Origin of the sequence: Pseudomonas protegens CHA0, from assembly GCF_000397205.1 — a bacterium.
Lineage (GTDB): Bacteria > Pseudomonadota > Gammaproteobacteria > Pseudomonadales > Pseudomonadaceae > Aquipseudomonas > Aquipseudomonas protegens.
The window spans coordinates 2,249,901-2,270,771 of record NC_021237.1; the positions used below are offsets into that span (position 1 = coordinate 2,249,901).

The window sequence follows — 20,871 nt, forward strand, 5'->3', positions numbered from 1 at the left end:
TCCAGTAGCGTGCCTCAGGCCCCAGGCCAGAGCACCTACGCCAACCTAATTCTGGCGCCGTTTGCCCACATGCAAAAAACCAGTGCCACGCTGCTGATAATCGATGACGACGAAGTAGTGCGCGCGAGCCTCGCGGCCTATTTGGAAGACAGTGGCTTCAGCGTACTGCAGGCCGCTAACGGCCAGCAGGGTCTTCAGGTATTCGAGCGCGACAACCCCGATCTGGTGATCTGCGATCTGCGCATGCCGCAGATGGGCGGTCTCGAGCTTATCCGTCAAGTGACCGAACTGTCCCCGCAAACCCCGGTGATCGTGGTTTCGGGTGCGGGCGTCATGAACGATGCGGTTGAAGCCCTGCGCCTAGGCGCGGCGGACTACCTGATCAAGCCGCTGGAAGATCTGGCTGTGCTCGAGCACTCGGTGCGCCGCGCCCTGGATCGTGCTCGCCTGTTGCTGGAAAACCAGCGTTACAGAGAGAAGCTTGAAGCCGCGAACCGCGAGCTCGAAGCCAGCCTCAATCTGCTCCAGGAAGACCAGAACGCCGGTCGACAGGTGCAGATGAACATGCTGCCGACCAGCCCCTGGTCGATTGACGAATTCAACTTTGCCCACCAGATCATCCCGTCGTTGTACCTGTCGGGTGATTTTGTCGACTATTTCCGTGTCGACGAGCGCCGGGTGGCCTTCTACCTGGCGGATGTTTCCGGTCATGGTGCGTCGTCGGCCTTTGTCACCGTGCTGTTGAAGTTCATGACCACCCGTTTGCTGTTCGAGTCCAAGCGCAATGGCACCTTGCCGGAGTTCAAGCCTTCGGAAGTGCTAGGCCATATCAACCGTGGCCTGATCAGTTGTAAGCTGGGCAAACACGTCACGATGGTCGGTGGAGTCATCGACGAGGAGACTGGCTTGTTGACCTATAGCATTGGCGGGCACTTGCCGTTGCCGGTGTTGTACACCCCCGACAGTGTGCGTTATCTGGAAGGGCGTGGTTTGCCGGTGGGCCTGTTCAACGAGGCCACCTACGAAGACCACATTCTGGAGCTGCCGCCGGTGTTCAGCCTGACGCTGATGTCCGATGGTATCCTGGACCTTTTGCCCGAGCCTACACTCAAAGAGAAAGAAGCAGCCTTGCCCGAACGGGTGAGGGCAGCGGGCGGCAGCCTGGATGGCTTGCGGCAAGTTTTTGGATTGGCCACGCTAGGGGAGATGCCGGATGATATCGCCCTGTTAGTGTTGAGCAGGAACCTTCAATGAGTACCGGTAGAATCCAGTTCGCCGAGCAGGATGGCACCTTCGTCCTGAAGTTCGTCGGTGAAGTGCGCCTGACCCTGTGTTCGGCGCTGGATGCGACTATTGAGCGGATTTTCACCGCGCTGAATTTTTCGGCGATCGTGATCGATCTGACAGAAACCCGCAGCATCGACAGCACCACCCTGGGCCTGCTGGCCAAGCTCTCGATCCTGTCGCGGCAGAAAGTCGGTCTGTTGCCCACCGTCGTCACCACCCACGAAGACATTACCAGGCTGTTGCAGTCCATGGGCTTCGATCAAGTGTTCAACATCGTCGATCGCCCGATTCCCTGTCCGGAATGCCTGACCGACCTGCCGTCCCAGGACCAGTCGGAAGAAGTGGTACGGGTCAAGGTCCTGGAGGCGCACAAGATACTCATGGGCCTTAATGACTCCAACCGTGAAGCCTTTCACGATCTGGTGAATGCCCTGGAGCGTCACTGATCGACTGAAACGCGAGCGCACAAAAAAGGGCGAACTTGTGAGGGTTCGCCCTTTTTGCGTTGACGCGAAGCGATCAGAGCTTGGCAGCCAGCAGGGCTTCGAGCTTTTCCTGGTCACGGGCGAACTGGCGGATGCCTTCAGCCAGCTTTTCGGTGGCCATGGCGTCTTCGTTGGAAGCCCAGCGGAACTGTGCTTCGTTCAGGCTCTGGCGAGCTTCACCGGTCTTGCCCGGGCTCAGCTTGCGTTCCAGCTTGCCGGTGTCGGCGGCCAGCTTCTCAATCAGATCCGGGCTGATGGTCAGGCGATCGCAGCCGGCCAGTTGCTCGATCTGGTTGAGGTTGCGGAAGCTTGCCCCCATGACCACGGTCTTGTAGTCATTGGCCTTGTAGTAGTTGTAGATGCGGGTAACCGACTGCACGCCCGGATCGTCAGCGCCCTGATAGTCGTTGCCGGTAGCCTTCTTGTACCAGTCGTAGATCCGCCCTACGAATGGCGAAATCAGAAACACCCCGGCTTCGGCGCAGGCCACGGCCTGGGCGAAGGAAAACAGCAGGGTGAGGTTGGTCTGGATGCCTTCGCGCTCCAGCTTTTCGGCGGCGCGTATGCCTTCCCAGGTAGAGGCGATCTTGATCAGCACCCGATCACGGCCGATGCCGGCCTTGTCATACAGCTCGATCAGCCGATGGGCGCGCTTGAGCATGGCTTCGGTATCGAACGACAGGCGGGCATCCACCTCAGTGGAAATACGGCCCGGAATGACCTTGAGAATCTCCTGGCCGACAGCCACGCCGAAACGGTCGCTGGCCAGGCCGACATCGCCTTTGCAGTCGTTGACGCAGGCATTCAGCAGATCGGCATAACCCGGGATGGCCGCAGCCTTGAGCAGCAGCGAAGGGTTGGTGGTGGCATCCACCGGCTTGACCCGGGCGATGGCGTCGAAGTCACCGGTATCGGCCACTACGGTGGTGATTTTCTTCAGTTGTTCCAGCTTGGAAGTCATGAGCGTGCTCTGTCCTATGGGTCTGACGACATTACCCGAGCGCTGTCAGGCGCTCAAGGGCGCGGAATGCTAACTACGGCCCCAAAGTCCGTGACCTGAAAACAGTCGTTTGAATGCTGGGGCACTGTCCAGTAGATACGATGCCAAAAGCCCGGCCAGGTTCAACCCGGCCGACGCTTAACGTCCTTCCAGCAACTGCCCGGCCTGATCCAGCAGGGCCAGCGGATCCTGGGTCTTGTGGATATCCACCGACAACAGCTGGCGGAACTTGCGAGCACCGGGGAAGCCCGTGCCCAGCCCTAGGACATGGCGCGTGATGTGGTGCATGGCGCCCCCGGCAGCCAGGTGCTCGGCAATATAGGGGCGCAACCGGGCCAGCGCCTCGGCCCGGGAAATCACCGGCTCAGTGCTGCCAAACAGCTGCTGGTCTACCTCGGCCAGCAGATAGGGGTTGTGATAGGCCTCACGGCCCAGCATCACCCCATCGAAAGTCTGCAGATGTTCATGACAGGCCTCGAGGGTCTTGATCCCACCGTTGAGGATGATTTCCAACTGTGGGAAATCCGCCTTCAATTGCGCCGCCACGTCGTAGCGCAGCGGGGGAATGTCCCGGTTCTCCTTGGGCGAGAGGCCTTCGAGAATGGCGATTCGTGCGTGCACGGTAAAGCTGCTGCATCCGGCTTCCATGACCTGGCCGACGAAATCGCATAGCTCGGCATAACTATCGCGACCGTTGATACCGATCCGATGCTTGACCGTCACGGGAATCGACACCGCATCGCGCATGGCTTTCACGCAATCGGCCACCAGCGCCGGATGGCCCATCAGGCAGGCACCGATCATGTTGTTCTGCACCCGGTCGCTGGGGCAACCGACGTTGAGGTTGACCTCATCGTAGCCATGCTCCTGGGCCATGCGCGCGCACGCCGCGAGATCCGCCGGCGTGCTGCCCCCCAGTTGCAACGCCAGAGGGTGCTCGGACGGGTGGTAGCGCAGGAAGCGCTCGTGATCACCATTGAGCAGCGCACCCGTGGTGACCATTTCGGTGTAGAGCAAGGTGTGCTTGGACAGTAGGCGCAGGAAGAATCGGCAGTGACGATCCGTCCAATCCATCATAGGTGCAACGCTAAACCGCCGGGACAGCGTAGGGCTTGAGTTTACTGGGGCTATAGCTGAATTCTGGACCATTTTGCTCTACGTGTTTAAGACGTGTTTTCGGGCGTTTTCAGGCGTTTTTTAAGGCTCGGTGGTACGATGTACCACTTAAAAACTGACGCGTACCACTTTCGATATGGCGACTATCAGGGCAAGAAAACTGGCAGATGGGAGCGTGAGCTACACGGCTCAGATCCGCATCAAGCGCGACGGAGTGCAAGTTTACCAAGAGAGCCAGACCTTCGCCCGAAAACAGGCCGCTCAGGCCTGGGCGCGTAAGCGCGAGTCGGAGCTCGATGAACCTGGCGCGATCGAGCGCGCGAGCCGCAAGGGCGCGACGCTCAAAGAAATGACCGAACGCTACCTGGTAGAGGTCGAGAAAGCCCGGCCGTTGGGTAAGACCAAGCGCGCGACACTCAATGCCATTGGTGAGACGTACCTCGGCGAGCTGACCGACACGGACATCAATACTCAGTGCTTGGTCGATTTCGCGCTTTGGCGGATGAGCAAGGAAGGTGGCGGGGTTCAGCCACAAACCGCCGGCAATGACCTGGCGCACCTCGGTGCTGTTCTAGCGATTGCCAAGGATGCGTGGGGCTACCAAGTGGACCCGCTCGCCATGGGCGGAGCCCGGCGTGTACTGCGCAAGCTGGGTTACAACCTGAAAAGCCGTGAGCGCGACCGCCGGCTGACTTTGGACGAGTTGGGAAGGGTGCTGACGCACTACCAAGACATGCAGGCGAGGCGCCCAACTGTCATCAATATGCTGAAAGTCGTGGGCTTTGCCCTGTTCTCTACGCGCCGGCTGGATGAAATAACCCGTATTCGCTGGGCCGACGTCGACGAGCATGGTCAGCGAGTGCTGGTGCGCGACATGAAGAACCCCGGTCAGAAGATCGGCAACGATGTCTGGTGCTACCTGCCGGACGAGGCGTGGCAGATTCTCCAGACGATGCCAAAGGCCGGCGACGACATATTCCCCTACAGCCCTGAATCTATCTCCACTTCCTGGACGAAAGCCTGCAAGTTTTTGAACATCGCAGATCTGCACTTCCATGACCTTCGCCACGAAGGCATCAGCCGTCTGTTCGAAATGGACTGGGATATTCCGCGTGTGGCGAGCGTTTCAGGGCATAGGGATTGGAACTCGATGAGGCGCTACACCCACCTGCGCGGGAAGGGTGATCGTTACGTGGGATGGGAATGGCACGAGAAGATGTTGAGGGCGCCCGTACAACTGGGCGCCGCGTCAATGAAGTGGCTCAGTAGGCGGGTTTTAACCCGTTGAGCTGGTTGTGCTCTTTAACCGCGGCCGCGCGCTGTAGATCTAAGTAGGCGGCCAGGTCGGTGAGGTGGATGCCCTTGGCCGACTTCTGGCTCGGTTCCATGCGGGTAATGGGCAGTTTGATCTGACCATTCATCACCTTGCGCTGGAACACTTCCGGCGTTAGATGCGTGAAGTAATCCCGGCACACCAGTTCCAGCGAGATAATCGCCTGGCCGTCGTATTGGGCCATCAGAATAAAGGCTGTGTTCATGGTGCATTCCTCGCACCGCAGTTCGGGCAGTCGTCGAATCGCTGACGCTCGCTGAGGAAGCGGCCGCAGCCGTCGCAGTTGGTGAGGTTGCTGTATTTCCTTGTACGCTGGACCTTGATCTTGGGCAACCGCAGGCCAGCAGCCCGGAGCGCCTGTTTGTGATCGAGCAGCGAGGCCCGAACGACGGGGCGCGAACGCTCAACTATGTAGCCGCATGGCCATAGCTCAAATTCCTTCGACCGATACCCGACAGCATCTGATGCCCCCGGGTGAATCGCCTGTTCCAGGTCAGCGGTTGGCCCTTTCCCGCCGAGCCAGACGAGGTCGTTCCCGTCCCATGTGCATGCGTAGGCCACATACACACGGCCGTCATCGTTACGGTAGGCCTCGGCTTCAGACCGGGTCAGGTACTGGCAGTCAACTCCGATTTCCGCCCGTGCCCGAACATACGCTGCGGGCCAGGGCAGGTCGGTGTCGCGGCTCTCGAACTGCTTCACCGCGCGCTCGATAGTGAATTGCTCGGCCTCGTCCAGGTTCGAGGTGTACCCGCCGCCGGACTTCCAGAACATGGCGCGGCTGCCGACGTTGTTGCGGCTGTCCTGTAAGTAGAAAAGGTCAGACATTGTGGGCCTCCTGTTCAAAGTTGAAATGACTGGCGGGTGAGCAGCGGCTGGATCTGCTGAGCAGCATCGATGTCGCCGGCTGGCTGGATGTCGCAAACGAAGTAGTTTCGCTTGCGGTTTTTTTCAGTGAGGTCGGCTGTGAGTTGTCGGGCAGTAATTCCGCACTGCTGATATGAGTCAGGCCCAATCCAGCGTTGAACCGGGATCACCTGACAATCCGTGCGGGCGGCACTGGTGCACAGGTACAGCAAAAGGAATACGTTCATAGGACCTCCTGCTGCGCGACGCTGTGTGCTTCCGGTTCACACGCCAGCAGCAGTCCTGCCATGTAGTCGATGGCCTGCATTGCGTCGTCGTTGTTTTCGCCGAACACCCTACGGGCTGTCGCTTCTGCGAGAGCTACGGCTGCCCGCCAGTCTGCGGGCGGCTGTTTGGTAGGTTCGTCAGCCTCCCAGCCAATGGCACGCCGGCGACGCATTAGATTAAGTGCGTCGGCGGCGCCCTGGGTGAGGTGCGCAGGCTGGCGACAATTACCGGCCGCCAGGTCATCGACGAACTCCTCCAGGGCATCCATGGCTGCCAGGCCGTGACCAAGGCTCCAGGCGACTACTTCACCGCCCTCGACTTCCTGCGGGATGGTTTGACCAGTGGATCGACAGATGACGATGGTGTCGTAGCGCGGTGTGGTAGCCTCTGCGGTGCCGCCTTGGGGTTGATTCACTTGCATGGTGCTTCTCCTTTGGGGTGGTCGGTGTCGAGGGGTTGCAGCCCCTCGGCACCACTCTTTCGGAACAATTCAGCCGGCGATGCGAACCAGGAAAATTTCCAGGTCCTTCAAGCCATCGTTCTCGTCGTGAGCTGTCTGCCACTTCAATACTTCGTCGATTTGCTGGCGGGTGCAGTCATCCACGAGCAATGTGCGTTCTCCGCGCTCAATCCTTACTTCCATGATCGAAAGTAGGCCCTCTTGGGCGTATGCATCCGCGTGGATGATGCTGGTGGGCTTTCCTTGCGCGTTTCGCTGCTCCTCGATCTGCCTTATTTGGCGGGTCTTTCCCGTTTCCCTGGCGCCTTTGATGACCTTGATATGCATGGTGCTTCTCCTTTGGGGTTGCCCAGGCGTTGCAGCACCTGGGCGGTTGGGTTAGCGGACGATGGCCAGCAGTGCGTCCGGTGCGAGGTTGCCCAGGACGATCAGGACAGCCAGCGCCGCGGCGCTGCAGGTCAAGGTGATCGCGTTGTCACTCAAGGTCGGTTCGTTATCGTCTTGCATGGTGCTTCTCCTTTGGGGTGCCGAAGCGTTGCAGCGCCTGGCGGGTTGGGTAGATCAGGCTTGGAAGTGCCAGCACTTCATGATGGGTTGCTTGGCTATTACGGCGTTGCTGGTCCGGGCCTGGTAGGCACGAACAGCGCTGTCAGTCGATTTGTTTGGGTGGAGCAGCTTCCGGGACCGGGAGTCTTTCAAGCGATCCCGCAGTTCGCTGATGTCTGCGATTTTTTGGCGATGCTCGGCCGCGACCTTCACGAAGTCGTTGAGGTTGATGGCGATCACGTTTTCATTCTTGCTGTGATTGACCACTGGCCCATCGGCGTCCAGGCCTTCGAGGTACTCGTAGACCTCCCAGAATTCGGTCACCACCGGATGGTCGGAACTGATCGAGGCTTGGCGCTCGAGGGCCATGCTGATGATCAGGGCGCGGGTGCCGCTGATTTGCTGATCGCTGAGTTTCACAACGGTCTGCAAGCAGTCCAGGAGGGCGAGCAACTGGGCGTGGTTTTTGTTGATACGCTCGACCCGGATATAGCCGCGCAGGTTGTTGCCACAGTGCTTACAGGCGCTTCCCTCGTCGTGGAACGGCGTGGCGCAAGCGAAACAGTGGGAATGAAGAGTTCGCAGCTTGGCCTCGTATCCCGGCAGGCGCTGGCCGAACAGGTCCATGATGTCCTGCTCTTTGCGTACGGCCTGGAGCAGAAAGTTGCTCAGGGTCGAGCCTTCCAGGGAGTTGAGCAGGTCGGCCGCTGCGCGGCTTTCTGGCGTTACGTTGGGGCGGACAAAGTGCAGTTTGACGATCCTGGTCATGATCGCTTCAGAAGCCACCACGGGGGCGTTCTGGCTGATTGCGATGGTGCCGCGGAACGGGGGCTCGTAGGTCTCGTTGCCGGCTGTCTTTACGCCTTTGGTCGCCAGGGTGCCGCCGCCGTAGTAGTCCTTGAGCTCGTCCCATTCAAAGGTTTTGGCGTGTGCCTTGTCGTCACCGCTACGGTCTGACTCCAGCAGAACGATAGGCATACCCGAAACCTGGCCCATCAGACGGCTTCGGCCGGCCTTGGTGGATTTGGACGGGTCGAAGCCTTCATAGCCCTCACGGCCCAGCAACTTCCACAGCAGGGTGAGCAAGGTGGTCTTGCCGGCGCCCGCTTCGCCTGTAGCTTCCAGGAACGGAAAGGACTGGTAGCGGCTACGGATCTGTTCGGCGAACAGGGAGCCAAACCAGAAGGCCAGGGCCACGATGCCCTGGGTGCCGAAGCACTGCCAGAGTAGGCCCAGCCAGCGCGGATCGTAGTGCTTGTCATCTTTGGTCAGGCCGATCTTCACACCCTTCTGCAGCGACTTCAGCTTGAGCTTGCCCATCTCGAAGAACTCCTCCTCGTTGATGCTGATGAGCTGGCCCTCACGAACGGCTATATCGTTGAAGACGTAGCAGCCGTATTCCTTGCTATAGCCGACGTAATCGATGGTCTGCACGGTTTTGATGGCGTACAGCTGGTCCTTCATGATCTTGTCCAACTGCTGGCCGCTGCCGGTGAATACGGCCCCTGCGGCCATGCCAAGCAGGCGCTTCTTGAACTCGCTGGCAGCGGCGACCTGGCCACCGGTGAAGGTGTTCTTCACTGAGCCGCCGTCGTGGGGGAAGTCGACCCGGAAGAAGTACCAGGATTCGTCCGTAATTTCGTTGCGCTGGAAATACAGAGCCTTGGGGTAGCAGTTGGCGATTTCGACGACGCAGCCAGCAACGTTCAACGCTTTCTCTCGCAGTTGCCGCTCGTTGAGGACTTGGGCGTCCTGGTCGTCGCTTTTCTCCAGGGCCTGCTTGGCGCTGTTGAACTTGGCAAGGTCCAACTTCCACCAGTACAGGCGGGAGTCGAAGCAGAAATGAAACTCCTCCCGCTCGCGCCACTGGTACATGAGCAACGCCTTGTCGGTGGCGCTTTCAGCGATCAGCAGGGCGCCATGGTGGCGTGCTTCGGTGAGGTCCTTGTCGATCCGGTGTGCCCGTTCAACTTCATCCTCCATGAAGGCCCAGCGCTGGTGCAGATCGTTCCAGTCGACCTTGCGAGCGTCGGGTTGTGGGATCTGCGCCGCCTCGCAAATGAATCCCAGCTCGCGAGCACGCTTGACCCAGGTCCGGGTGTATTTATGCGCCCCCGGCTCGTTGTCCAACGCCCAGATAAGCTTGGGCGGCTTGCCTGCTCGGGCGGCGATCAATGCCTTCAGCGACTCTTCAGGAAAAGCATTGGAGGAAAGTGCCGACACTGCTGATATGCCGTTGTGAATCAGTGCAATGGCGTCGAAGACTCCCTCGACAATCCACAGTTCGTTGACCTGTAGCAGATCCAGACAAGGCGGACACCACCAGTAGCCCTTGTAGCTTTGCCCTGGCTGAAAGCGGGCCTTCTTTTTGCCGAAGCGCGAGGGCTGATCAATCAGCCGCTCCCAGTAGCCGCCGTGATCCAGGGGGAAGCGCACCGTCGCGGAGCCGATGTTCAGCTCCCCGTCGAAGTAGTTGTCTTGGGTGAACCATCCTGTGATGAGTTCCAGCCGGAAGCCGCGGGAGAAGGTGAGATAGGCTTTGGCGCTGGCCGTAGGGTTGTCATCGGTAGCCGGAGCGCGCTTGCTCCAGTTGTCGAACAGATCGGGGTACAGCTCCTTAGTGGGCGCCATGTACTTGCAGTTTTGCTCCCTGCCACAGCGGATGAACCAGGGCTCGTCGTGGCGGGAGAAGAGGCGTCGCTGATTGCACTGAGGGCAGGTGCCCTTGCGCATGTACTTCGTGCCAGCCATGTGCTGGAGGCCGAAGTCGGCCTCCAGGCGCTGGATAACATCAGCGCGGATCTGGTGTTCCATCGGCTTTTGCATGGACTTGCGGTTCACAGCAGCGGCTCCACGGGAGGAAATTGGTCTTGCAGGATCATCGGGTTACTTCCCTTCGCCGAGACTGTGTTTAAGGGCGCCGATCAGGCGTTTCTGTGCGGCCATCACAGGGAAGGCCGCGAGTAGCGAGCCGTGCCGCAGGCCTTCGGGGATCATGCGAAAGCGGTCGTCATACCAGTGCTCGTTGAACTGGGCGCTGTAGTCAGCCCGGAGCGTTTGAAGCAGGGCTTCGGCCTGTTCGCGAGGCAGTTTTGCGGTGATGGCGATGTCGATTTCCATGATCCACCTCAGATTTCGGGCAAAGCTCACCCAAACCCACAGGAAACGGGGCAGGGCGGGATGTTTTAAAAGGGTGTTATCGAGGGTGCGGCTTGAGAGCAGAGTCGCGCTGGGTGAGCAGAGTCTGTGGCAGAAGCCTTGCCGGGACTGGGTAGCGCAGATCGGCCCGGGTATCGATCAGATGCACGACCTTGCAGCCAGGACTGGAGCCCCAATCGATACCAATCCATTTACGCTGCTGGATCACCTGCAGGTCGGTCCAGGCGTTGTGCACCAGCTGTTCAGCCATGAATACCGGCACTTCCAGGGCGGTCGTTAGGTGTCGGACGCAGTTGTCGTAGAGCCTGTCGGAATCCACCAGGTACTGCGCTTCATGTCGTTGCAGATAGGCAAACGCCGCACGTTGCATGCTGCTGTGGTAGTCATGGGGCAGGTGTTCGTGATTCATGGCGCACACTCCATTTCCATTTGGTCGAGCAGATCGGGTTGATCGTTGGCGGTCTTCATTGCCGCACGGCGTAAGGCGATGTCGGCGACCGGAAGGCGCACGGATGGGTTAGCCATGCCGCTGGGGCTCATCTCGTGGGTCATCTCGAATTCAGCGCGTACTGACCAACCACAGGCCTCGTTGGTGCACTGCAGGTAGGCCACCCGCAAGAAAATGTGGGTGCCCTCGCTGGTGCGAATGCGCATGCGGCTGAGGCAGTGCGGGCAGACCAGTTTGTAGGTGCTCAATGCTGGCGCTCCTTGCTGTGCAGTAGGATCGTGGCCAGCACCTCAGAATGTCGTGCCGACATGTAGCGGTGATGTGCGGCGAGGATGGCCTCCGCTTCTCCAGGTTCTATAACGCCGTCGTTCAGGGCTTTGGCGATGATCTGGTCGACATAGCCGCGTTTGGCGGCGGCATTCACCGAGCGGCTGTAGAGATCGACGTTGTCCAGGGTTTCGGGGTTGGCCAGGGGCACAAACATTCCACCGTAGAGGCTGGCGATGTACTCGGGTAAATGAGTAGTGCGGGAGTCCTGTTCCAGCAGGTGGATCTGTTCATCGCTGAGCGGTCGGCTTCCGGCGTTCTCGTAAACGTGGTTGTCGAATTTCTTAAGTTCGTAGCCGAGACGTGCGGCTGCACACTCACGACCACCTGGGTAATCGCAGATCACCGCGCTCATTACCTGCCGTTTGGTTACTAGAACCGGGCGTTTCATCTTCTGGTTTTCTCCCTGAGCCAACGGGCCTAGTTTGTGACGACGCCGTCTTTGATTCCGAGTAGTACCGCGGCGCGGTGAGACTCTCCGCGTAGGCATTTCTTCTGTCCGTTCAACACGGCATACACCGTGGATGGGGTGAGGTTGTGCTGATCGGCCCAGTCCTTGGCTGATAGACCTTGATGCGCGAGCCTCTCGCGGGCTTCCTTGCACGCTTGCTCCGTGGGGTATCCGTTCGGCATAGTCTCGTTTCGTGTGATTTCGTGTGATGACAGGCGAAGTATTTCCCATGAATGTGGGAATGTCAATTCGTAATGGAGACATTTGTGGGAATTGGTGATCGCCTAAAAGAAGAGCGCGAGCGGCTGGGCTTCAACCAGACCGAATTCGCGGCAAAGGCTGGTGCCTCGAAAAACAGCCAGTACAACTATGAGAAGGGCGACCGTAGCCCGGATGCCTGTTACCTGGCAGCAGTGGCTGATCAGGGTGTAGATGTGCTGTACGTCGTGACTGGCCAGCGCGTCTCTATGGACGAAAGTTCGCTATCGCAAGATGACCTGGAAATCGTGCAGCACGTTCGGGCGTTGGGTGACGAGGACAAAGGCGCCGTAATGCGCCTACTTAGGGCTTTCACTGATAAAAAATAGGGAGTAGGGCTGTGTCAAAACGGATTTGTGTATCAGTGCTGGTTTCTACACTGCTTGCTCTAGGGGGCTGTGGTGCCGAAGAAAAAAGTCAGAAGATTTCAAGCGAGGAGTACGGCGATGCTTGGCCGTTCACCGTAGATAGTGTTGATCTTCTGTGCGACGGCCCATCACCGAAAGCCTTGGCAAGAGCATCTAATGGAACGGTTTACGCGCTGAGTGGCAGCGCCCGCAGTCAGGCGAAAGAGCGTGGTTGGGCGGATGGCCATGAGATCACCAAACCCAACCCGACGATGCCATCCATCAAGATGGACTACAGCGATATTGTTCAACGTGCGCAAGCCCTCTGCACTGGCGCATAACCTCGCAAAGAAAACCCCTTTCGTAGGCTGGTTACACGCCGAAACATGCTGAAAATCGCTCATTCCCCGGGTGCTTTGTTTGGCACCGATTTAGGTGTCGGGTACCCGAACGTGTGAAATGGAGTGATGCATGTTGGTGAAAAATGAGCTGCGAAGCGATCTGCCTCAGCCGATTGAGTTGGCTGGACTGAATGAGCGTGAGCGGATGGTCTTGCAGCTGTTCAGACTGCTTGATGAGGTGGCTCAAGAAGACATTATTCGTTTTCTGAATGTCCTTTTGGGTAACAAGTAAAAAAATACGCTGAGGCGGTGCTTATTAATTCTAGGACAAGTGCCGTCGTTAAATGGAGAGAGTAATGTCGATGAAGCAAATTGTTTGTGCGGCTCTTGTCTGTTTTGGTGTTTCCATGCAAGTACAGGCTCAGCCGGATGTGAAACCGAGAATTTACGATTCTTTTGAGTTTCAAGGTCTAGTTTTGCCCGGTACCGCATTGGATGCAAAAAAAACCGGCTTCAAAAATTGTGAATTCTCAGTTTATGTTGGATACATATGTAAGCGTGAGATTCCTGGCGAGATCTACGGAGTTAGGCTGAAGAGCGCGGAAGTCAAACTGAATGATGAGGCAAATTTTTCGGGTGAAAGCACCACCACTGATAAAAGTAAGTTGAGTGGTGTACCAATAGAAAAACTTTCATATGGTTCTATATCTTTAAAGTTTGATAGTAAAGAGGAAAAGGCGTTTCAAGAAAAGTTGAAACTAGATGGTTGGGTGGAGCTGTCTCGTCGGTACTATACTTACTATAAGCGCGGGGTTAATGTGGAGATCGTTATAACTCGCTGGGAAGCAACTTTACACCCTGTTACGACAAAAGAAGTTAATGAGATTCTAGATCGGTTGGAAAAAGAAAATCAGGAGCGTGCAAAAAAAGATGATGCGGTGAAGAAAGCACAGGATTTCATGAAGTCATAGCACCTGTGGTGTGAGTTTCCGATCTGCACAACAGCGAAAGGCTTTGGATAAAACCGTTGCCTATACCCATCGAAGAGCCCGGCTTTGCGCCGGGTCCTTTGTTTAAGCAGGGGGGGCTATGCTGTTTCCGCCTGCATCTTCTTCCATTCCCGATCGACAGCCCGCTTCGCCGTCGTCTTGCTCGCATACAACCACCTCAGCCGCCGCGGCTTGCTCTGATCCCCAGCCGTGATGGTCTTCTGTTTGCCGGTCTTCTTGTCGCGGTAGTAGGCGATGATCCCTGTGTAATCCCCTTTGTTCTCTTCTGCCAACCCTTCGACGGTGTCCTCGGGCAGCTTGCTTTCAAGTTCCAAGCTGACGGTGTAGCCGCTGTCAGCACTGAGGCTGTGCTGCACGTTGCCGCCGTACCAGATAATCGCATCGATCTCGGGCTTCACGCCTTCCAGGGTATAGGTCAGCTCGGGGATCAGATCCGGCCGGCCCACGGCCAGGGTGTAGCTCAGGGTGGCGCTGCCACGCTGCAGACGATTGAATTCGGCCCGGGCAGCTCGCAGTGCTGACTGGCGGTCGCTGAAGGTGTGACGCAGGTCCTTGAGGTTGTCGCCGCCGCCGGCGATGGCCTCTTGTTTCTTGGCACTGTTCACGTCGTAGAAGTAGGCCCGCACGCCGTCGTAGCTGTCGCGGTCGGCCTGCAAATATCGGTGCTGATCACCATCGGCACGGGTGAGGGTGATGTGTGGGAGCTCCATGCCGCTGGCGCTCTTGCCGCCGCCGGCCGGAATGCACAGCAGGCAGCCAGCCTTGACGGTGACCACGGCGTCGAACTCTTCACCGACTCGGCTGATCAGGTTGGCGTCTGATTCGTTGGCCTGGTCGAGCTGCAGAATAGGAAGGCCGTCCAGGGCGCCGGCGATGGTAGCGGTCAAACCGTTACCGATGGCGATATCGCCCAGGACATCGCCGAGGGTGGTGTTGCTCCAGCTCCGCTCGCGTTTGGTTTTCAGCCCTTTGCGCAGATCGGCCGAGCGCGCCCGGATGCTGAGCACGTCCGGAGCACCGCTGTGCTCGGTCTCGTCGACGGTGTAGGTGCCTTTGTCCACCAGGCCAGTATCACTCCAGCCCAGCCAAAGCCTGATCACGGCGCCCTTCGGCGGAATAGCCAGCAGCCCGTCATGATCGCTCAGGGTGATGCTGAGCTGATCGGCTTCAATGCCGCGGTTGTCGGTCAGTTGCAGACTCATCAGGCGCGGGCTGATGAGTTGGGCGATATCGTTGCCATCTACAGTGATGCGGAAGGCCGGGACAGCATAGGCGGCGTCGCGGCGGTACCGGTCGGCGGCGTCTTCGATAAAGCCCGTGACGCGGGCGAGGGCGGCATCAATCACAGCAGCATCCTCAAGATACTTACGCCAGTGCTGCCGGCGGCCCCGATCAGGTCTATCCGGTCGTCATCGATGCGCTTGAGGTTGAGCGTGAACTCCAGGCGCCGCGGCGTGCCATCACGGAAAAACACCGTCTTGGTCTCGCTCAGGCTCTCGATCACCCACAAACCGTAGATCCGGCCGCTGCCTTCGACCATGGGCCAGGCCTTGCCGGTGTTCGCCATCAGCCGCAGGGTGTCGAGGCTCAGCACAGATCCGGCCAATTCGGGCAGGATGACGCCCGGCAAGGTGATCGAGTCGTCGCCTCGGCCCACAAACTGCCTGGCTGGAGCGGCGCCGATGCGGGTATTGCTGACGTGTCGCCACTCGGTCTGTCGTTGCAGCTCCTGGTAGGCGGCTGTGGAAAGGCTGAAGACGAACATGCCCAAGGCCATCATCATGGCGATTTACTCCAGGTCGGACAGTTGGCTGCGCTTGCGGGCGCCTTTTTCGCTTTCAATGCGCGCAAGTTCTGCCCGCACGGCGCGGCCGATTGCCAAGGCATCCATGCCAGGCGTGGGGTGGATGTTGATTTCGTAGGTGTCGTGGCTGTCGTAGGTGGCCGCAGCAGCTGGGCTGATGGGGGCGCGCGTATCGACCGAGAGGCCGGGCATGGCAGCAACGCCCAGGCCCATGCTGCCTGCCATGGCGAGCTGCTGACCGAGGTTGTTCACCGCGTTCAGCGGGCCTTTCTGGCCGGCCTGCAGTCCTTGGGTCAGCCCTTCCATGGTGAAGCCGCCGAGTTCGGCGAACACCCGCGACGGGCTGTGGATGTCGAGCTTTTCCTTGAACCATCCAATGGTTGAATCGCCGATCGCGCCGATGGTCTCTTTCACCTTGCCCATGCCGGCGAGGAGGCCATTCACCAGGCCATTGACGATCATGTTGCCGAACTCGGTGAACTGGGTCGGGAGATCGAGGCCCAGGTAGTTCAGGACCTCGGCGAATGCCCGGTAGATGATCCCGATGGGGCTGAAGTTGGCCAGGACGGTCAAGATGCCTCCAATGCCTCCGTCGAACCCGGCTTTGATCTCGTTCCAGAGGCTGATGACATAGGCCTTCACCGCGTCCCAGTTCTTGTAGATCAAGTAAGCGGCACCTGCGAGGACAGCCACGACGGCAGCGATTGCCAGTACCACCGGGTTTGCCGCGAGCCCCCACATAGCAATGCTGACCGTGCGCAGAGCCGCGATCAGCGGACCGCCCAGGGCCATCGCCAGCACGCGGACTCCCTGGCCAATCAGGCCGAGGGCGCCGCTGCCCTTGATGCCGAACAAGGTCAGGGCGTAGCGCACCATGGCGAAGGGACCAATCATGCTTGCCAGGCCGATGCTGAGGCCGCCCATGATGGTCATCAGTAAGGCGATGCCGGCGACGGTCTTGGCGATCTGGCGGGTCAACTCGGGGTTGGCCTTCACCCAGGCGCCCACACGGTTTGCCACTTCTCCCAGCGACTGGATGAGCTCCTTCAGTTCTGGGGCCATCACATTGCCAACGTCGGCCATGGCGTTGGTCCAGCTACCCTCGGCGGCTTCCAGAACGTTTGCCAGCGTCGACAGCTGCACGTTCACTCGGGTCCGCAGGTCGGCTTGGGTCTGCATCTTGCCCTCGACTTCGCGATAACCGGCAATGCCCTTGGCCATCATGGTGTTGAGGGTGGTGAGAGTCTCGCTGTCGTCGCCGAACATGCTTTTGATCAGGTCGAGGCGAACCTCGGTGTTCAAGCCCTTGAGCTTCTCCAGCTGGGCATACATCTTCTCGATGCCGCCGAACTCGCCTTTGCCGTCGGTGAAGTCGAGCTTCAGCGAGATCCCGCGTTCGGCCTTCAGGTCATCCAGTAACTTCTGGATTTTTGCGTTGGCCATCGCGCCCTGGAAAATCTTCCGGTAGGCGTTACCCGCCGCGCCGCCTTCCATACCGGCCTGATCCATCATCACCAGCAGGGGAGTGAGAACCTTGCTCGCTTCCAGGCCCTGTTTCTTGATGATGTCCATCACCGGGGAGATCTTGCTGAAGCCCTGCAGCATGTTGCCGCTGTCGACGCCCAGGTAATAGGTGCGCTGGATGGTATCCATCAGCGCCATCATGTCGCCTTCGGTGGTCCTTGTGGCGTCCTGCATTTTCGCCGCGAACTCTGCGGCGGCGGTCACCGGCATCTGCAACTGAACGCCCAGATACGCAGCAGCCTCGCCGGTACCACCGAGGATGTTGGTCGCCGTTAGCCCCTGGCGCCGGAGCATTGTCATCATTTCCTGGAAGTCGGCAGTGGTGCCGGGCAGGCGGTCACCGAGCTGCGTGGCCAGGGTCGTCATTTTTTCGAACTCGGCAGCAATGGAGCCGTCCGGCGCCATCATCGACACCTTCAGCTGGGTCGCGGCGTTCTCTGCCGGAGCGAAGGCGTCTACTGCTGCCTTCAACGGCCTGCTCAGGGCATAGCCGGCACCAAGCCCAGCGGCGCCGCTTGCAGCCATCCCTCCGGATACGCTTTGAGCCTTCTCGTAACTCCTCTTCGCATTAACGAGCTGTCGTTGCTGCCCGGCCAGACGCCTGAGTTTGGCTTCCTGCTGCCCTATGGTCTGGTTGGTCTGGGTGATTTTGCTGCGCAAGTCACGCTCAGCTTGCCCGAGGTTGCGGGTGCTGATGCCGGCGTCGTAGAGCTTCGTGCGCAAGCCCTGGAGCTGCTCGCCCTGTTGCTGGTGTTGTTGCTTGAGCCGCTGCGCCTCTCGGATCGCTGAACGCATATCCCGGGTCATGGCCTGGGTCGGCGCACCGGTGGCAGCGAACTGCTGGCTGAGCGCTCGCACGCGATCACGGGCGGCGCCGAGAGCCTGCTCGGTCTGCTCTGCGGCTGCTCGCTGGGTGCGCCAGGCGCTGATGTCTTTCTGCTGCGCGTTGAGTTGCTTGAGGTTGTCCCGGGCATCCTTCAATGCTCGCGCAGCGCCGATGCTGCTCTTGTTGATCGACTTCAGGGGGCCGGTGGCCCTGTCGATGGCGTTGAGTAGCACCTGAAGTTTGAGGTCATTCGCCATCGGTGGAGCTCCGTACCCTGGCGCGCTCGCGCCAGTCCATCAGTTCCTGCAGACCCAACTGGTCCATGTCAGCCGGCGCCCAGTGAAAAACCACGGCCAGATCGGCCATGGCGTCCTCTACGCAACGAGGGATACTTCCGTCTTCACCGACTTCTGCAACAAAAAACCGGAGATCTTGCTACCGCAGGCCAGCAAGTCGGCAGGGTCCATGGCTGCGGCTTCCGGGGCGGTGATGCCTGGGTTGCTGATGCGAGGCAGGATCTTGATCAGGGTCGCAACGTCCATATTCAGCAGCTCGACCAGGTGCACGCCGCGCAGCTCGCCGGCTTGTGGTTTGCGCAGGGTGATCATGTCGATAGTGGTCTTGCCCCGGGTGATCGGTGTGTCGAGGACTACGATGTTGTCTTCGACTTCGGCAGGGGCTTGGGTGTTGTCGTCGGTGTTCATTGGGGGCTCCAGGTTGCAGTGCTTTCCACTCTCGGGCCGAGAGTGGCAGGGGGTCAGATGCCGAGGGCTTGGCGCTGTTTCTCCAGCATGTCCACGCCGTTGACCTTCTCGATGAAATTGAGCAGGTCGATTTCGATGATGTCTTCGTTGTCCACGGTCAGCTTGTAGTAGCTGCAGGTGGTGGTGATGCTGTGCTCGGTGTCTTCACCGGGGGAGGCGTCGCCCATCTCGATGGTTTCGTGCCGGCCACGTACCACCACCTCGACGGTGCTGACGTCGCCGGTGTCGTCCTGCTGAAAGGCGCCGGAGAAGCGCAGCATGATTCCGGAGGCATTCACCGAGCCGAACTGGCGCAGGGCGATCAGGTCGATGCCGCCGGTCTTCCATTCGAACTGGATGCCGTCATCGGAGAAGCCCAGGTCTGCCTTGACCGAGCCGTTCATGCCGCCGCCCCGGTAGGCTTCCATCTTGCGGCCGAGGGGCGGCAGGGTGACCGACTTGACCACGCCCAGGTAGCTGTTGCCGTCGTTGAACAGGTTGAGGTTTTTCAGTTTGCGAGGCATGGCCATGGTGGTGTTCTCCGGTGTCCTGGCGCGGGGTGACTCCCTTCGCGGGGGAGCCCCTGGTTAGCTGTTGATCTTGCTGGCGAATTCCATGAGGTAGCGGTCGGTGATCCGCTGCCGCAGGGTGAGGTCTTCCAGCGGTGGTACCGGCGTGTAGTCGTAGTCAAGGAACAGCTTGCCGGCCTTGAGGGTGTCCTTGTCGTTGGCGTCTTCCTGGTACCAGCAGTTGCCACCGATCAGATATCCGGCCGAGATCAGCTCGCGGAACTTGGCGTTGATGCCGTTGATGATGTCTTTCACCAGGGTCGGGGTCATTGGCTTGTCCACGGCCCACATGTGCGCCTCGGCCATGGTGTCGGCGAGGATCTGCGCGGTACGGGTGTAGTTCTCGAAGGCGAACAGCGGATCGTCGCTGCAAGTCCGGCTGCCCCAGAAGCGGAACCCGCCCTCGTTGATCAGGGTGGTGACCTCGTTGGAGTTGAGGTAGTTGGCGTCGGTGGCCGGGTTCTGCAGGTCCCAGAACACGTCGGCGCTGATGCCGGTAGCCCCGTTGACCGCGACGTTGGACAGGGTCTTGTGCCAGCCTACCTCCTGGTCGATCTTCGCCCGCAGGCCCAGGGCGCAGGCTACTGCAGATGCTTTGGTAGTCGCGTTGGCGGTGGTGTCCCAATGTTCGAAATCCGGCCAGATCACCATGACTTCCCGGGCGCCGAAGTTCTCGCGGTAGGCGACGGCCTCTTCCTTGGTCTTGCTGTCCCGGGCGCTGACATAGCAGAAGGCCCGCAGTTGCTGGCCGATCGATACCAGTGCGGTCGCTACTGGCAGGCTATCCAGGCCTGGCACGCCGAGGATGCGCGGCACCATGCCGACACGGGCTTTGGCGGCGAGCAGGGCTTTCATGCCGGTGTATTTACCGTCGGCGGTGGTGGTGCCGATCAGGGCGCTGGTGGTCGCGGCTTCGGTTTCGCCTTCCTTGACCCGCACCACGATCACGTAAGGCTTGGTCTGGTCGGCGATGGCCTGCAGGCTGGCGCCCAGGGTGCCCTTGGTGCCGGCTTTGCCGACCGCGGTCTGAACGTTGGTCAGCAGGACCGGGGTATCGAGCGGGAATGCCAGCGGATCAGCGTCGTCGGCAGTGCAGACCAGGCCGATAACAGCGGTGGGGATGGTGCGAATGGGGCGGGTGCCGTCGTTGAGTTCGAGGACCCGCACGCCGTGAAGATAATCGGCCATGGATTTTGCCTGCGCAGTGAATGGGGTGACAGTGCACAGGCTGCCGCGCGCGCGTCGGATCAGCGAGCGCGCAGGCTTGTAGGGGAGTGGGTTACAGGTGCTCGGGTAGCCAGACGGGTGCTGGCGGGCGGTGTTCGGTGCGGTGAAATTTGTCGGCTTCGGGCCAGTCACGCAGCGCCCGGCGATAGGTCTGGAGCTCGGCGTACTGCTCGGCTGTCAGGGTTGTGGCCGCGCCGTCCTCCAGTTCGTCGCGGTGCCGGGTTACGACGCTATCTGTAGTGCTGAGGCGCTGATCACGCCATGCCCGTTCAACGGCTGCAAGATCCTCCGCGCTCGGTGGCGGTGGGTCGGTAAGCACCGGGAAGCCGTCCTTGCCCCAATCAATGACCAGGCCCGCTGCCTGACCTGCCATTAACTCCGCGTGCCTTTCAGCGGCGATTTCAACGACATCCTTCGGCATGGACATGTGAATGGTTGAGTCGTAGAAGCTGCGAGTGGATTTCGAACTGAACATA

29 protein-coding genes are annotated in these 20,871 nt (G+C 59.6%); 7 read left to right on the forward strand and 22 right to left on the reverse strand.

The window, feature by feature from the left end; genetic code table 11:
• Window positions 1-69: 69 nt before the first annotated feature.
• Together rssB and rssC are read left to right on the forward strand one after the other, a co-directional pair.
• Entirely contained in the window at window positions 70-1,254 is a 1,185-nt protein-coding gene (rssB, locus tag PFLCHA0_RS10155; RefSeq protein ID WP_026020041.1) for a two-component system response regulator RssB, read from the forward strand.
• Window positions 1,251-1,733: an anti-sigma factor antagonist RssC gene (rssC, locus tag PFLCHA0_RS10160; RefSeq protein ID WP_003218919.1), complete on the forward strand. Its 483-nt coding sequence runs from the start codon at window positions 1,251-1,253 to the stop codon at window positions 1,731-1,733. The genes rssB and rssC overlap by 4 nt, the downstream gene beginning before the upstream one ends.
• A gap of 73 nt (window positions 1,734-1,806) precedes the next feature.
• Here the strand turns inward: rssC and tal are convergent, their stop codons facing one another.
• Window positions 1,807-2,733 carry a transaldolase gene (tal, locus tag PFLCHA0_RS10165; RefSeq protein ID WP_011060293.1) on the reverse strand — a complete coding sequence of 309 codons (927 nt, stop codon included), beginning with the start codon at window positions 2,731-2,733 and terminating at the stop codon, window positions 1,807-1,809.
• A gap of 177 nt (window positions 2,734-2,910) precedes the next feature.
• The gene (gene dusA, locus PFLCHA0_RS10170; RefSeq protein ID WP_015634829.1) at window positions 2,911-3,921 is read right to left on the reverse strand and encodes a tRNA dihydrouridine(20/20a) synthase DusA; all 1,011 of its coding nucleotides are present in this window, start codon (window positions 3,919-3,921) and stop codon (window positions 2,911-2,913) included.
• Between the two features lie 103 nt (window positions 3,922-4,024).
• Here dusA and PFLCHA0_RS10175 point away from each other — a divergent pair, with 103 nt between their 5' ends.
• Window positions 4,025-5,176 carry a site-specific integrase gene (locus PFLCHA0_RS10175; RefSeq protein ID WP_015634830.1) on the forward strand — a complete coding sequence of 384 codons (1,152 nt, stop codon included), beginning with the start codon at window positions 4,025-4,027 and terminating at the stop codon, window positions 5,174-5,176.
• Here the strand turns inward: PFLCHA0_RS10175 and PFLCHA0_RS10180 are convergent.
• The 12 genes from PFLCHA0_RS10180 to PFLCHA0_RS10230 all read right to left on the reverse strand — a co-directional run bounded on the left by PFLCHA0_RS10180 (window position 5,151) and on the right by PFLCHA0_RS10230 (window position 11,928).
• The gene (locus PFLCHA0_RS10180) at window positions 5,151-5,426 is read right to left on the reverse strand and encodes a pyocin activator PrtN family protein (RefSeq protein ID WP_015634831.1); all 276 of its coding nucleotides are present in this window, start codon (window positions 5,424-5,426) and stop codon (window positions 5,151-5,153) included. The genes PFLCHA0_RS10175 and PFLCHA0_RS10180 overlap by 26 nt on opposite strands.
• On the reverse strand, window positions 5,423-6,049 hold the full coding sequence (locus PFLCHA0_RS10185) for a hypothetical protein (protein WP_015634832.1): 627 nt from the start codon (window positions 6,047-6,049) through the stop codon (window positions 5,423-5,425). Before PFLCHA0_RS10185 ends, PFLCHA0_RS10180 begins: the two co-directional genes overlap by 4 nt.
• Before the next feature lie 14 nt (window positions 6,050-6,063).
• Window positions 6,064-6,315, reverse strand: coding sequence for a hypothetical protein (locus PFLCHA0_RS10190; protein WP_041752068.1), 252 nt, complete (start codon window positions 6,313-6,315; stop codon window positions 6,064-6,066).
• Entirely contained in the window at window positions 6,312-6,776 is a 465-nt protein-coding gene (locus tag PFLCHA0_RS10195) for a hypothetical protein (RefSeq protein ID WP_015634833.1), read from the reverse strand. Before PFLCHA0_RS10195 ends, PFLCHA0_RS10190 begins: the two co-directional genes overlap by 4 nt.
• Window positions 6,777-6,845: 69 nt before the next feature.
• On the reverse strand, window positions 6,846-7,142 hold the full coding sequence (locus tag PFLCHA0_RS10200; RefSeq protein ID WP_041752069.1) for a hypothetical protein: 297 nt from the start codon (window positions 7,140-7,142) through the stop codon (window positions 6,846-6,848).
• Between the two features lie 51 nt (window positions 7,143-7,193).
• Window positions 7,194-7,322, reverse strand: a complete 129-nt coding sequence (locus tag PFLCHA0_RS32065) for a hypothetical protein (protein WP_015634835.1) — start codon at window positions 7,320-7,322, stop codon at window positions 7,194-7,196.
• Between the two features lie 54 nt (window positions 7,323-7,376).
• Window positions 7,377-10,187 carry a toprim domain-containing protein gene (locus PFLCHA0_RS10205; RefSeq protein ID WP_015634836.1) on the reverse strand — a complete coding sequence of 937 codons (2,811 nt, stop codon included), beginning with the start codon at window positions 10,185-10,187 and terminating at the stop codon, window positions 7,377-7,379.
• 60 nt (window positions 10,188-10,247) lie between these two features.
• The gene (locus PFLCHA0_RS10210; protein WP_015634837.1) at window positions 10,248-10,481 is read right to left on the reverse strand and encodes a hypothetical protein; all 234 of its coding nucleotides are present in this window, start codon (window positions 10,479-10,481) and stop codon (window positions 10,248-10,250) included.
• Window positions 10,482-10,557: 76 nt separating this feature from the next.
• The gene (locus PFLCHA0_RS10215; RefSeq protein ID WP_015634838.1) at window positions 10,558-10,929 is read right to left on the reverse strand and encodes a hypothetical protein; all 372 of its coding nucleotides are present in this window, start codon (window positions 10,927-10,929) and stop codon (window positions 10,558-10,560) included.
• On the reverse strand, window positions 10,926-11,216 hold the full coding sequence (locus PFLCHA0_RS10220; RefSeq protein ID WP_015634839.1) for an Ogr/Delta-like zinc finger protein: 291 nt from the start codon (window positions 11,214-11,216) through the stop codon (window positions 10,926-10,928). Before PFLCHA0_RS10220 ends, PFLCHA0_RS10215 begins: the two co-directional genes overlap by 4 nt.
• Complete coding sequence (locus tag PFLCHA0_RS10225; RefSeq protein WP_015634840.1) at window positions 11,213-11,686, reverse strand: YmfL family putative regulatory protein; 474 nt, start codon at window positions 11,684-11,686, stop codon at window positions 11,213-11,215. Before PFLCHA0_RS10225 ends, PFLCHA0_RS10220 begins: the two co-directional genes overlap by 4 nt.
• A 29-nt stretch (window positions 11,687-11,715) precedes the next feature.
• Window positions 11,716-11,928, reverse strand: coding sequence for a DNA-binding protein (locus PFLCHA0_RS10230; protein ID WP_015634841.1), 213 nt, complete (start codon window positions 11,926-11,928; stop codon window positions 11,716-11,718).
• Window positions 11,929-12,012: 84 nt separating this feature from the next.
• On the opposite strand from PFLCHA0_RS10230, the gene PFLCHA0_RS10235 reads away from it, so the two are divergent.
• From PFLCHA0_RS10235 to PFLCHA0_RS10240, 4 genes are all read left to right on the forward strand, one after another.
• A complete protein-coding gene (locus PFLCHA0_RS10235) occupies window positions 12,013-12,333 on the forward strand; it encodes a helix-turn-helix domain-containing protein (RefSeq protein WP_041752736.1) in 321 nt (106 codons plus the stop codon).
• An 11-nt stretch (window positions 12,334-12,344) separates the two neighbouring features.
• Complete coding sequence (locus PFLCHA0_RS31120) at window positions 12,345-12,692, forward strand: DUF2511 domain-containing protein (protein WP_172621743.1); 348 nt, start codon at window positions 12,345-12,347, stop codon at window positions 12,690-12,692.
• 130 nt (window positions 12,693-12,822) lie between these two features.
• Window positions 12,823-12,984 carry a hypothetical protein gene (locus PFLCHA0_RS31655; RefSeq protein WP_015634842.1) on the forward strand — a complete coding sequence of 54 codons (162 nt, stop codon included), beginning with the start codon at window positions 12,823-12,825 and terminating at the stop codon, window positions 12,982-12,984.
• 64 nt (window positions 12,985-13,048) lie between these two features.
• Window positions 13,049-13,663 carry a hypothetical protein gene (locus PFLCHA0_RS10240; protein WP_041752071.1) on the forward strand — a complete coding sequence of 205 codons (615 nt, stop codon included), beginning with the start codon at window positions 13,049-13,051 and terminating at the stop codon, window positions 13,661-13,663.
• 116 nt (window positions 13,664-13,779) lie between these two features.
• Here the strand turns inward: PFLCHA0_RS10240 and PFLCHA0_RS10245 are convergent, their stop codons facing one another.
• The 8 genes from PFLCHA0_RS10245 to PFLCHA0_RS10280 all read right to left on the reverse strand — a co-directional run bounded on the left by PFLCHA0_RS10245 (window position 13,780) and on the right by PFLCHA0_RS10280 (window position 20,870).
• The gene (locus PFLCHA0_RS10245; protein WP_015634844.1) at window positions 13,780-15,048 is read right to left on the reverse strand and encodes a phage late control D family protein; all 1,269 of its coding nucleotides are present in this window, start codon (window positions 15,046-15,048) and stop codon (window positions 13,780-13,782) included.
• Window positions 15,045-15,485 (reverse strand): phage tail protein, encoded by a 441-nt coding sequence (locus PFLCHA0_RS10250; protein ID WP_015634845.1) that lies wholly within the window; start codon window positions 15,483-15,485, stop codon window positions 15,045-15,047. Before PFLCHA0_RS10250 ends, PFLCHA0_RS10245 begins: the two co-directional genes overlap by 4 nt.
• A 6-nt stretch (window positions 15,486-15,491) precedes the next feature.
• Window positions 15,492-18,113 carry a phage tail tape measure protein gene (locus PFLCHA0_RS10255; RefSeq protein WP_015634846.1) on the reverse strand — a complete coding sequence of 874 codons (2,622 nt, stop codon included), beginning with the start codon at window positions 18,111-18,113 and terminating at the stop codon, window positions 15,492-15,494.
• Window positions 18,103-18,222 (reverse strand): GpE family phage tail protein, encoded by a 120-nt coding sequence (locus tag PFLCHA0_RS31125; RefSeq protein WP_041752072.1) that lies wholly within the window; start codon window positions 18,220-18,222, stop codon window positions 18,103-18,105. Before PFLCHA0_RS31125 ends, PFLCHA0_RS10255 begins: the two co-directional genes overlap by 11 nt.
• 8 nt (window positions 18,223-18,230) lie before the next feature.
• The gene (locus PFLCHA0_RS10265; RefSeq protein WP_015634847.1) at window positions 18,231-18,560 is read right to left on the reverse strand and encodes a phage tail assembly protein; all 330 of its coding nucleotides are present in this window, start codon (window positions 18,558-18,560) and stop codon (window positions 18,231-18,233) included.
• A gap of 53 nt (window positions 18,561-18,613) precedes the next feature.
• Window positions 18,614-19,129 (reverse strand): phage major tail tube protein, encoded by a 516-nt coding sequence (locus PFLCHA0_RS10270; RefSeq protein WP_015634848.1) that lies wholly within the window; start codon window positions 19,127-19,129, stop codon window positions 18,614-18,616.
• 57 nt (window positions 19,130-19,186) lie between these two features.
• Window positions 19,187-20,356: a phage tail sheath protein gene (locus PFLCHA0_RS10275; RefSeq protein ID WP_015634849.1), complete on the reverse strand. Its 1,170-nt coding sequence runs from the start codon at window positions 20,354-20,356 to the stop codon at window positions 19,187-19,189.
• A gap of 91 nt (window positions 20,357-20,447) precedes the next feature.
• On the reverse strand, window positions 20,448-20,870 hold the full coding sequence (locus tag PFLCHA0_RS10280; protein ID WP_041752073.1) for a tail fiber assembly protein: 423 nt from the start codon (window positions 20,868-20,870) through the stop codon (window positions 20,448-20,450).
• Window position 20,871: the final 1 nt, after the last annotated feature.

Excerpts from the sequence above, each read along its gene's own strand:
- rssB (WP_026020041.1), top strand. The coding sequence starts at position 70 with ATGCAAAAAACCAGTGCCACGCTGCTGATAATCGATGACGACGAAGTA.
- PFLCHA0_RS10265 (WP_015634847.1), bottom strand. The coding sequence starts at position 18,560 with ATGAACACCGACGACAACACCCAAGCCCCTGCCGAAGTCGAAGACAAC.
- PFLCHA0_RS10250 (WP_015634845.1), bottom strand. The coding sequence starts at position 15,485 with ATGATGATGGCCTTGGGCATGTTCGTCTTCAGCCTTTCCACAGCCGCC.
- tal (WP_011060293.1), bottom strand. The coding sequence starts at position 2,733 with ATGACTTCCAAGCTGGAACAACTGAAGAAAATCACCACCGTAGTGGCC.
- PFLCHA0_RS31655 (WP_015634842.1), top strand. The coding sequence starts at position 12,823 with ATGTTGGTGAAAAATGAGCTGCGAAGCGATCTGCCTCAGCCGATTGAG.
- PFLCHA0_RS10180 (WP_015634831.1), bottom strand. The coding sequence starts at position 5,426 with ATGAACACAGCCTTTATTCTGATGGCCCAATACGACGGCCAGGCGATT.
- PFLCHA0_RS31125 (WP_041752072.1), bottom strand. The coding sequence starts at position 18,222 with ATGGCCGATCTGGCCGTGGTTTTTCACTGGGCGCCGGCTGACATGGAC.
- PFLCHA0_RS10175 (WP_015634830.1), top strand. The coding sequence starts at position 4,025 with ATGGCGACTATCAGGGCAAGAAAACTGGCAGATGGGAGCGTGAGCTAC.
- rssC (WP_003218919.1), top strand. The coding sequence starts at position 1,251 with ATGAGTACCGGTAGAATCCAGTTCGCCGAGCAGGATGGCACCTTCGTC.
- PFLCHA0_RS10210 (WP_015634837.1), bottom strand. The coding sequence starts at position 10,481 with ATGGAAATCGACATCGCCATCACCGCAAAACTGCCTCGCGAACAGGCC.
- PFLCHA0_RS10240 (WP_041752071.1), top strand. The coding sequence starts at position 13,049 with ATGTCGATGAAGCAAATTGTTTGTGCGGCTCTTGTCTGTTTTGGTGTT.
- PFLCHA0_RS10280 (WP_041752073.1), bottom strand. The coding sequence starts at position 20,870 with ATGTTCAGTTCGAAATCCACTCGCAGCTTCTACGACTCAACCATTCAC.
- PFLCHA0_RS10270 (WP_015634848.1), bottom strand. The coding sequence starts at position 19,129 with ATGGCCATGCCTCGCAAACTGAAAAACCTCAACCTGTTCAACGACGGC.
- PFLCHA0_RS32065 (WP_015634835.1), bottom strand. The coding sequence starts at position 7,322 with ATGCAAGACGATAACGAACCGACCTTGAGTGACAACGCGATCACCTTG.
- PFLCHA0_RS10215 (WP_015634838.1), bottom strand. The coding sequence starts at position 10,929 with ATGAATCACGAACACCTGCCCCATGACTACCACAGCAGCATGCAACGT.
- PFLCHA0_RS10190 (WP_041752068.1), bottom strand. The coding sequence starts at position 6,315 with ATGAACGTATTCCTTTTGCTGTACCTGTGCACCAGTGCCGCCCGCACG.
- PFLCHA0_RS10225 (WP_015634840.1), bottom strand. The coding sequence starts at position 11,686 with ATGAAACGCCCGGTTCTAGTAACCAAACGGCAGGTAATGAGCGCGGTG.
- PFLCHA0_RS10185 (WP_015634832.1), bottom strand. The coding sequence starts at position 6,049 with ATGTCTGACCTTTTCTACTTACAGGACAGCCGCAACAACGTCGGCAGC.
- PFLCHA0_RS10230 (WP_015634841.1), bottom strand. The coding sequence starts at position 11,928 with ATGCCGAACGGATACCCCACGGAGCAAGCGTGCAAGGAAGCCCGCGAG.
- dusA (WP_015634829.1), bottom strand. The coding sequence starts at position 3,921 with ATGGTCCAGAATTCAGCTATAGCCCCAGTAAACTCAAGCCCTACGCTG.
- PFLCHA0_RS10195 (WP_015634833.1), bottom strand. The coding sequence starts at position 6,776 with ATGCAAGTGAATCAACCCCAAGGCGGCACCGCAGAGGCTACCACACCG.
- PFLCHA0_RS10205 (WP_015634836.1), bottom strand. The coding sequence starts at position 10,187 with ATGCAAAAGCCGATGGAACACCAGATCCGCGCTGATGTTATCCAGCGC.
- PFLCHA0_RS10275 (WP_015634849.1), bottom strand. The coding sequence starts at position 20,356 with ATGGCCGATTATCTTCACGGCGTGCGGGTCCTCGAACTCAACGACGGC.
- PFLCHA0_RS10255 (WP_015634846.1), bottom strand. The coding sequence starts at position 18,113 with ATGGCGAATGACCTCAAACTTCAGGTGCTACTCAACGCCATCGACAGG.
- PFLCHA0_RS10200 (WP_041752069.1), bottom strand. The coding sequence starts at position 7,142 with ATGCATATCAAGGTCATCAAAGGCGCCAGGGAAACGGGAAAGACCCGC.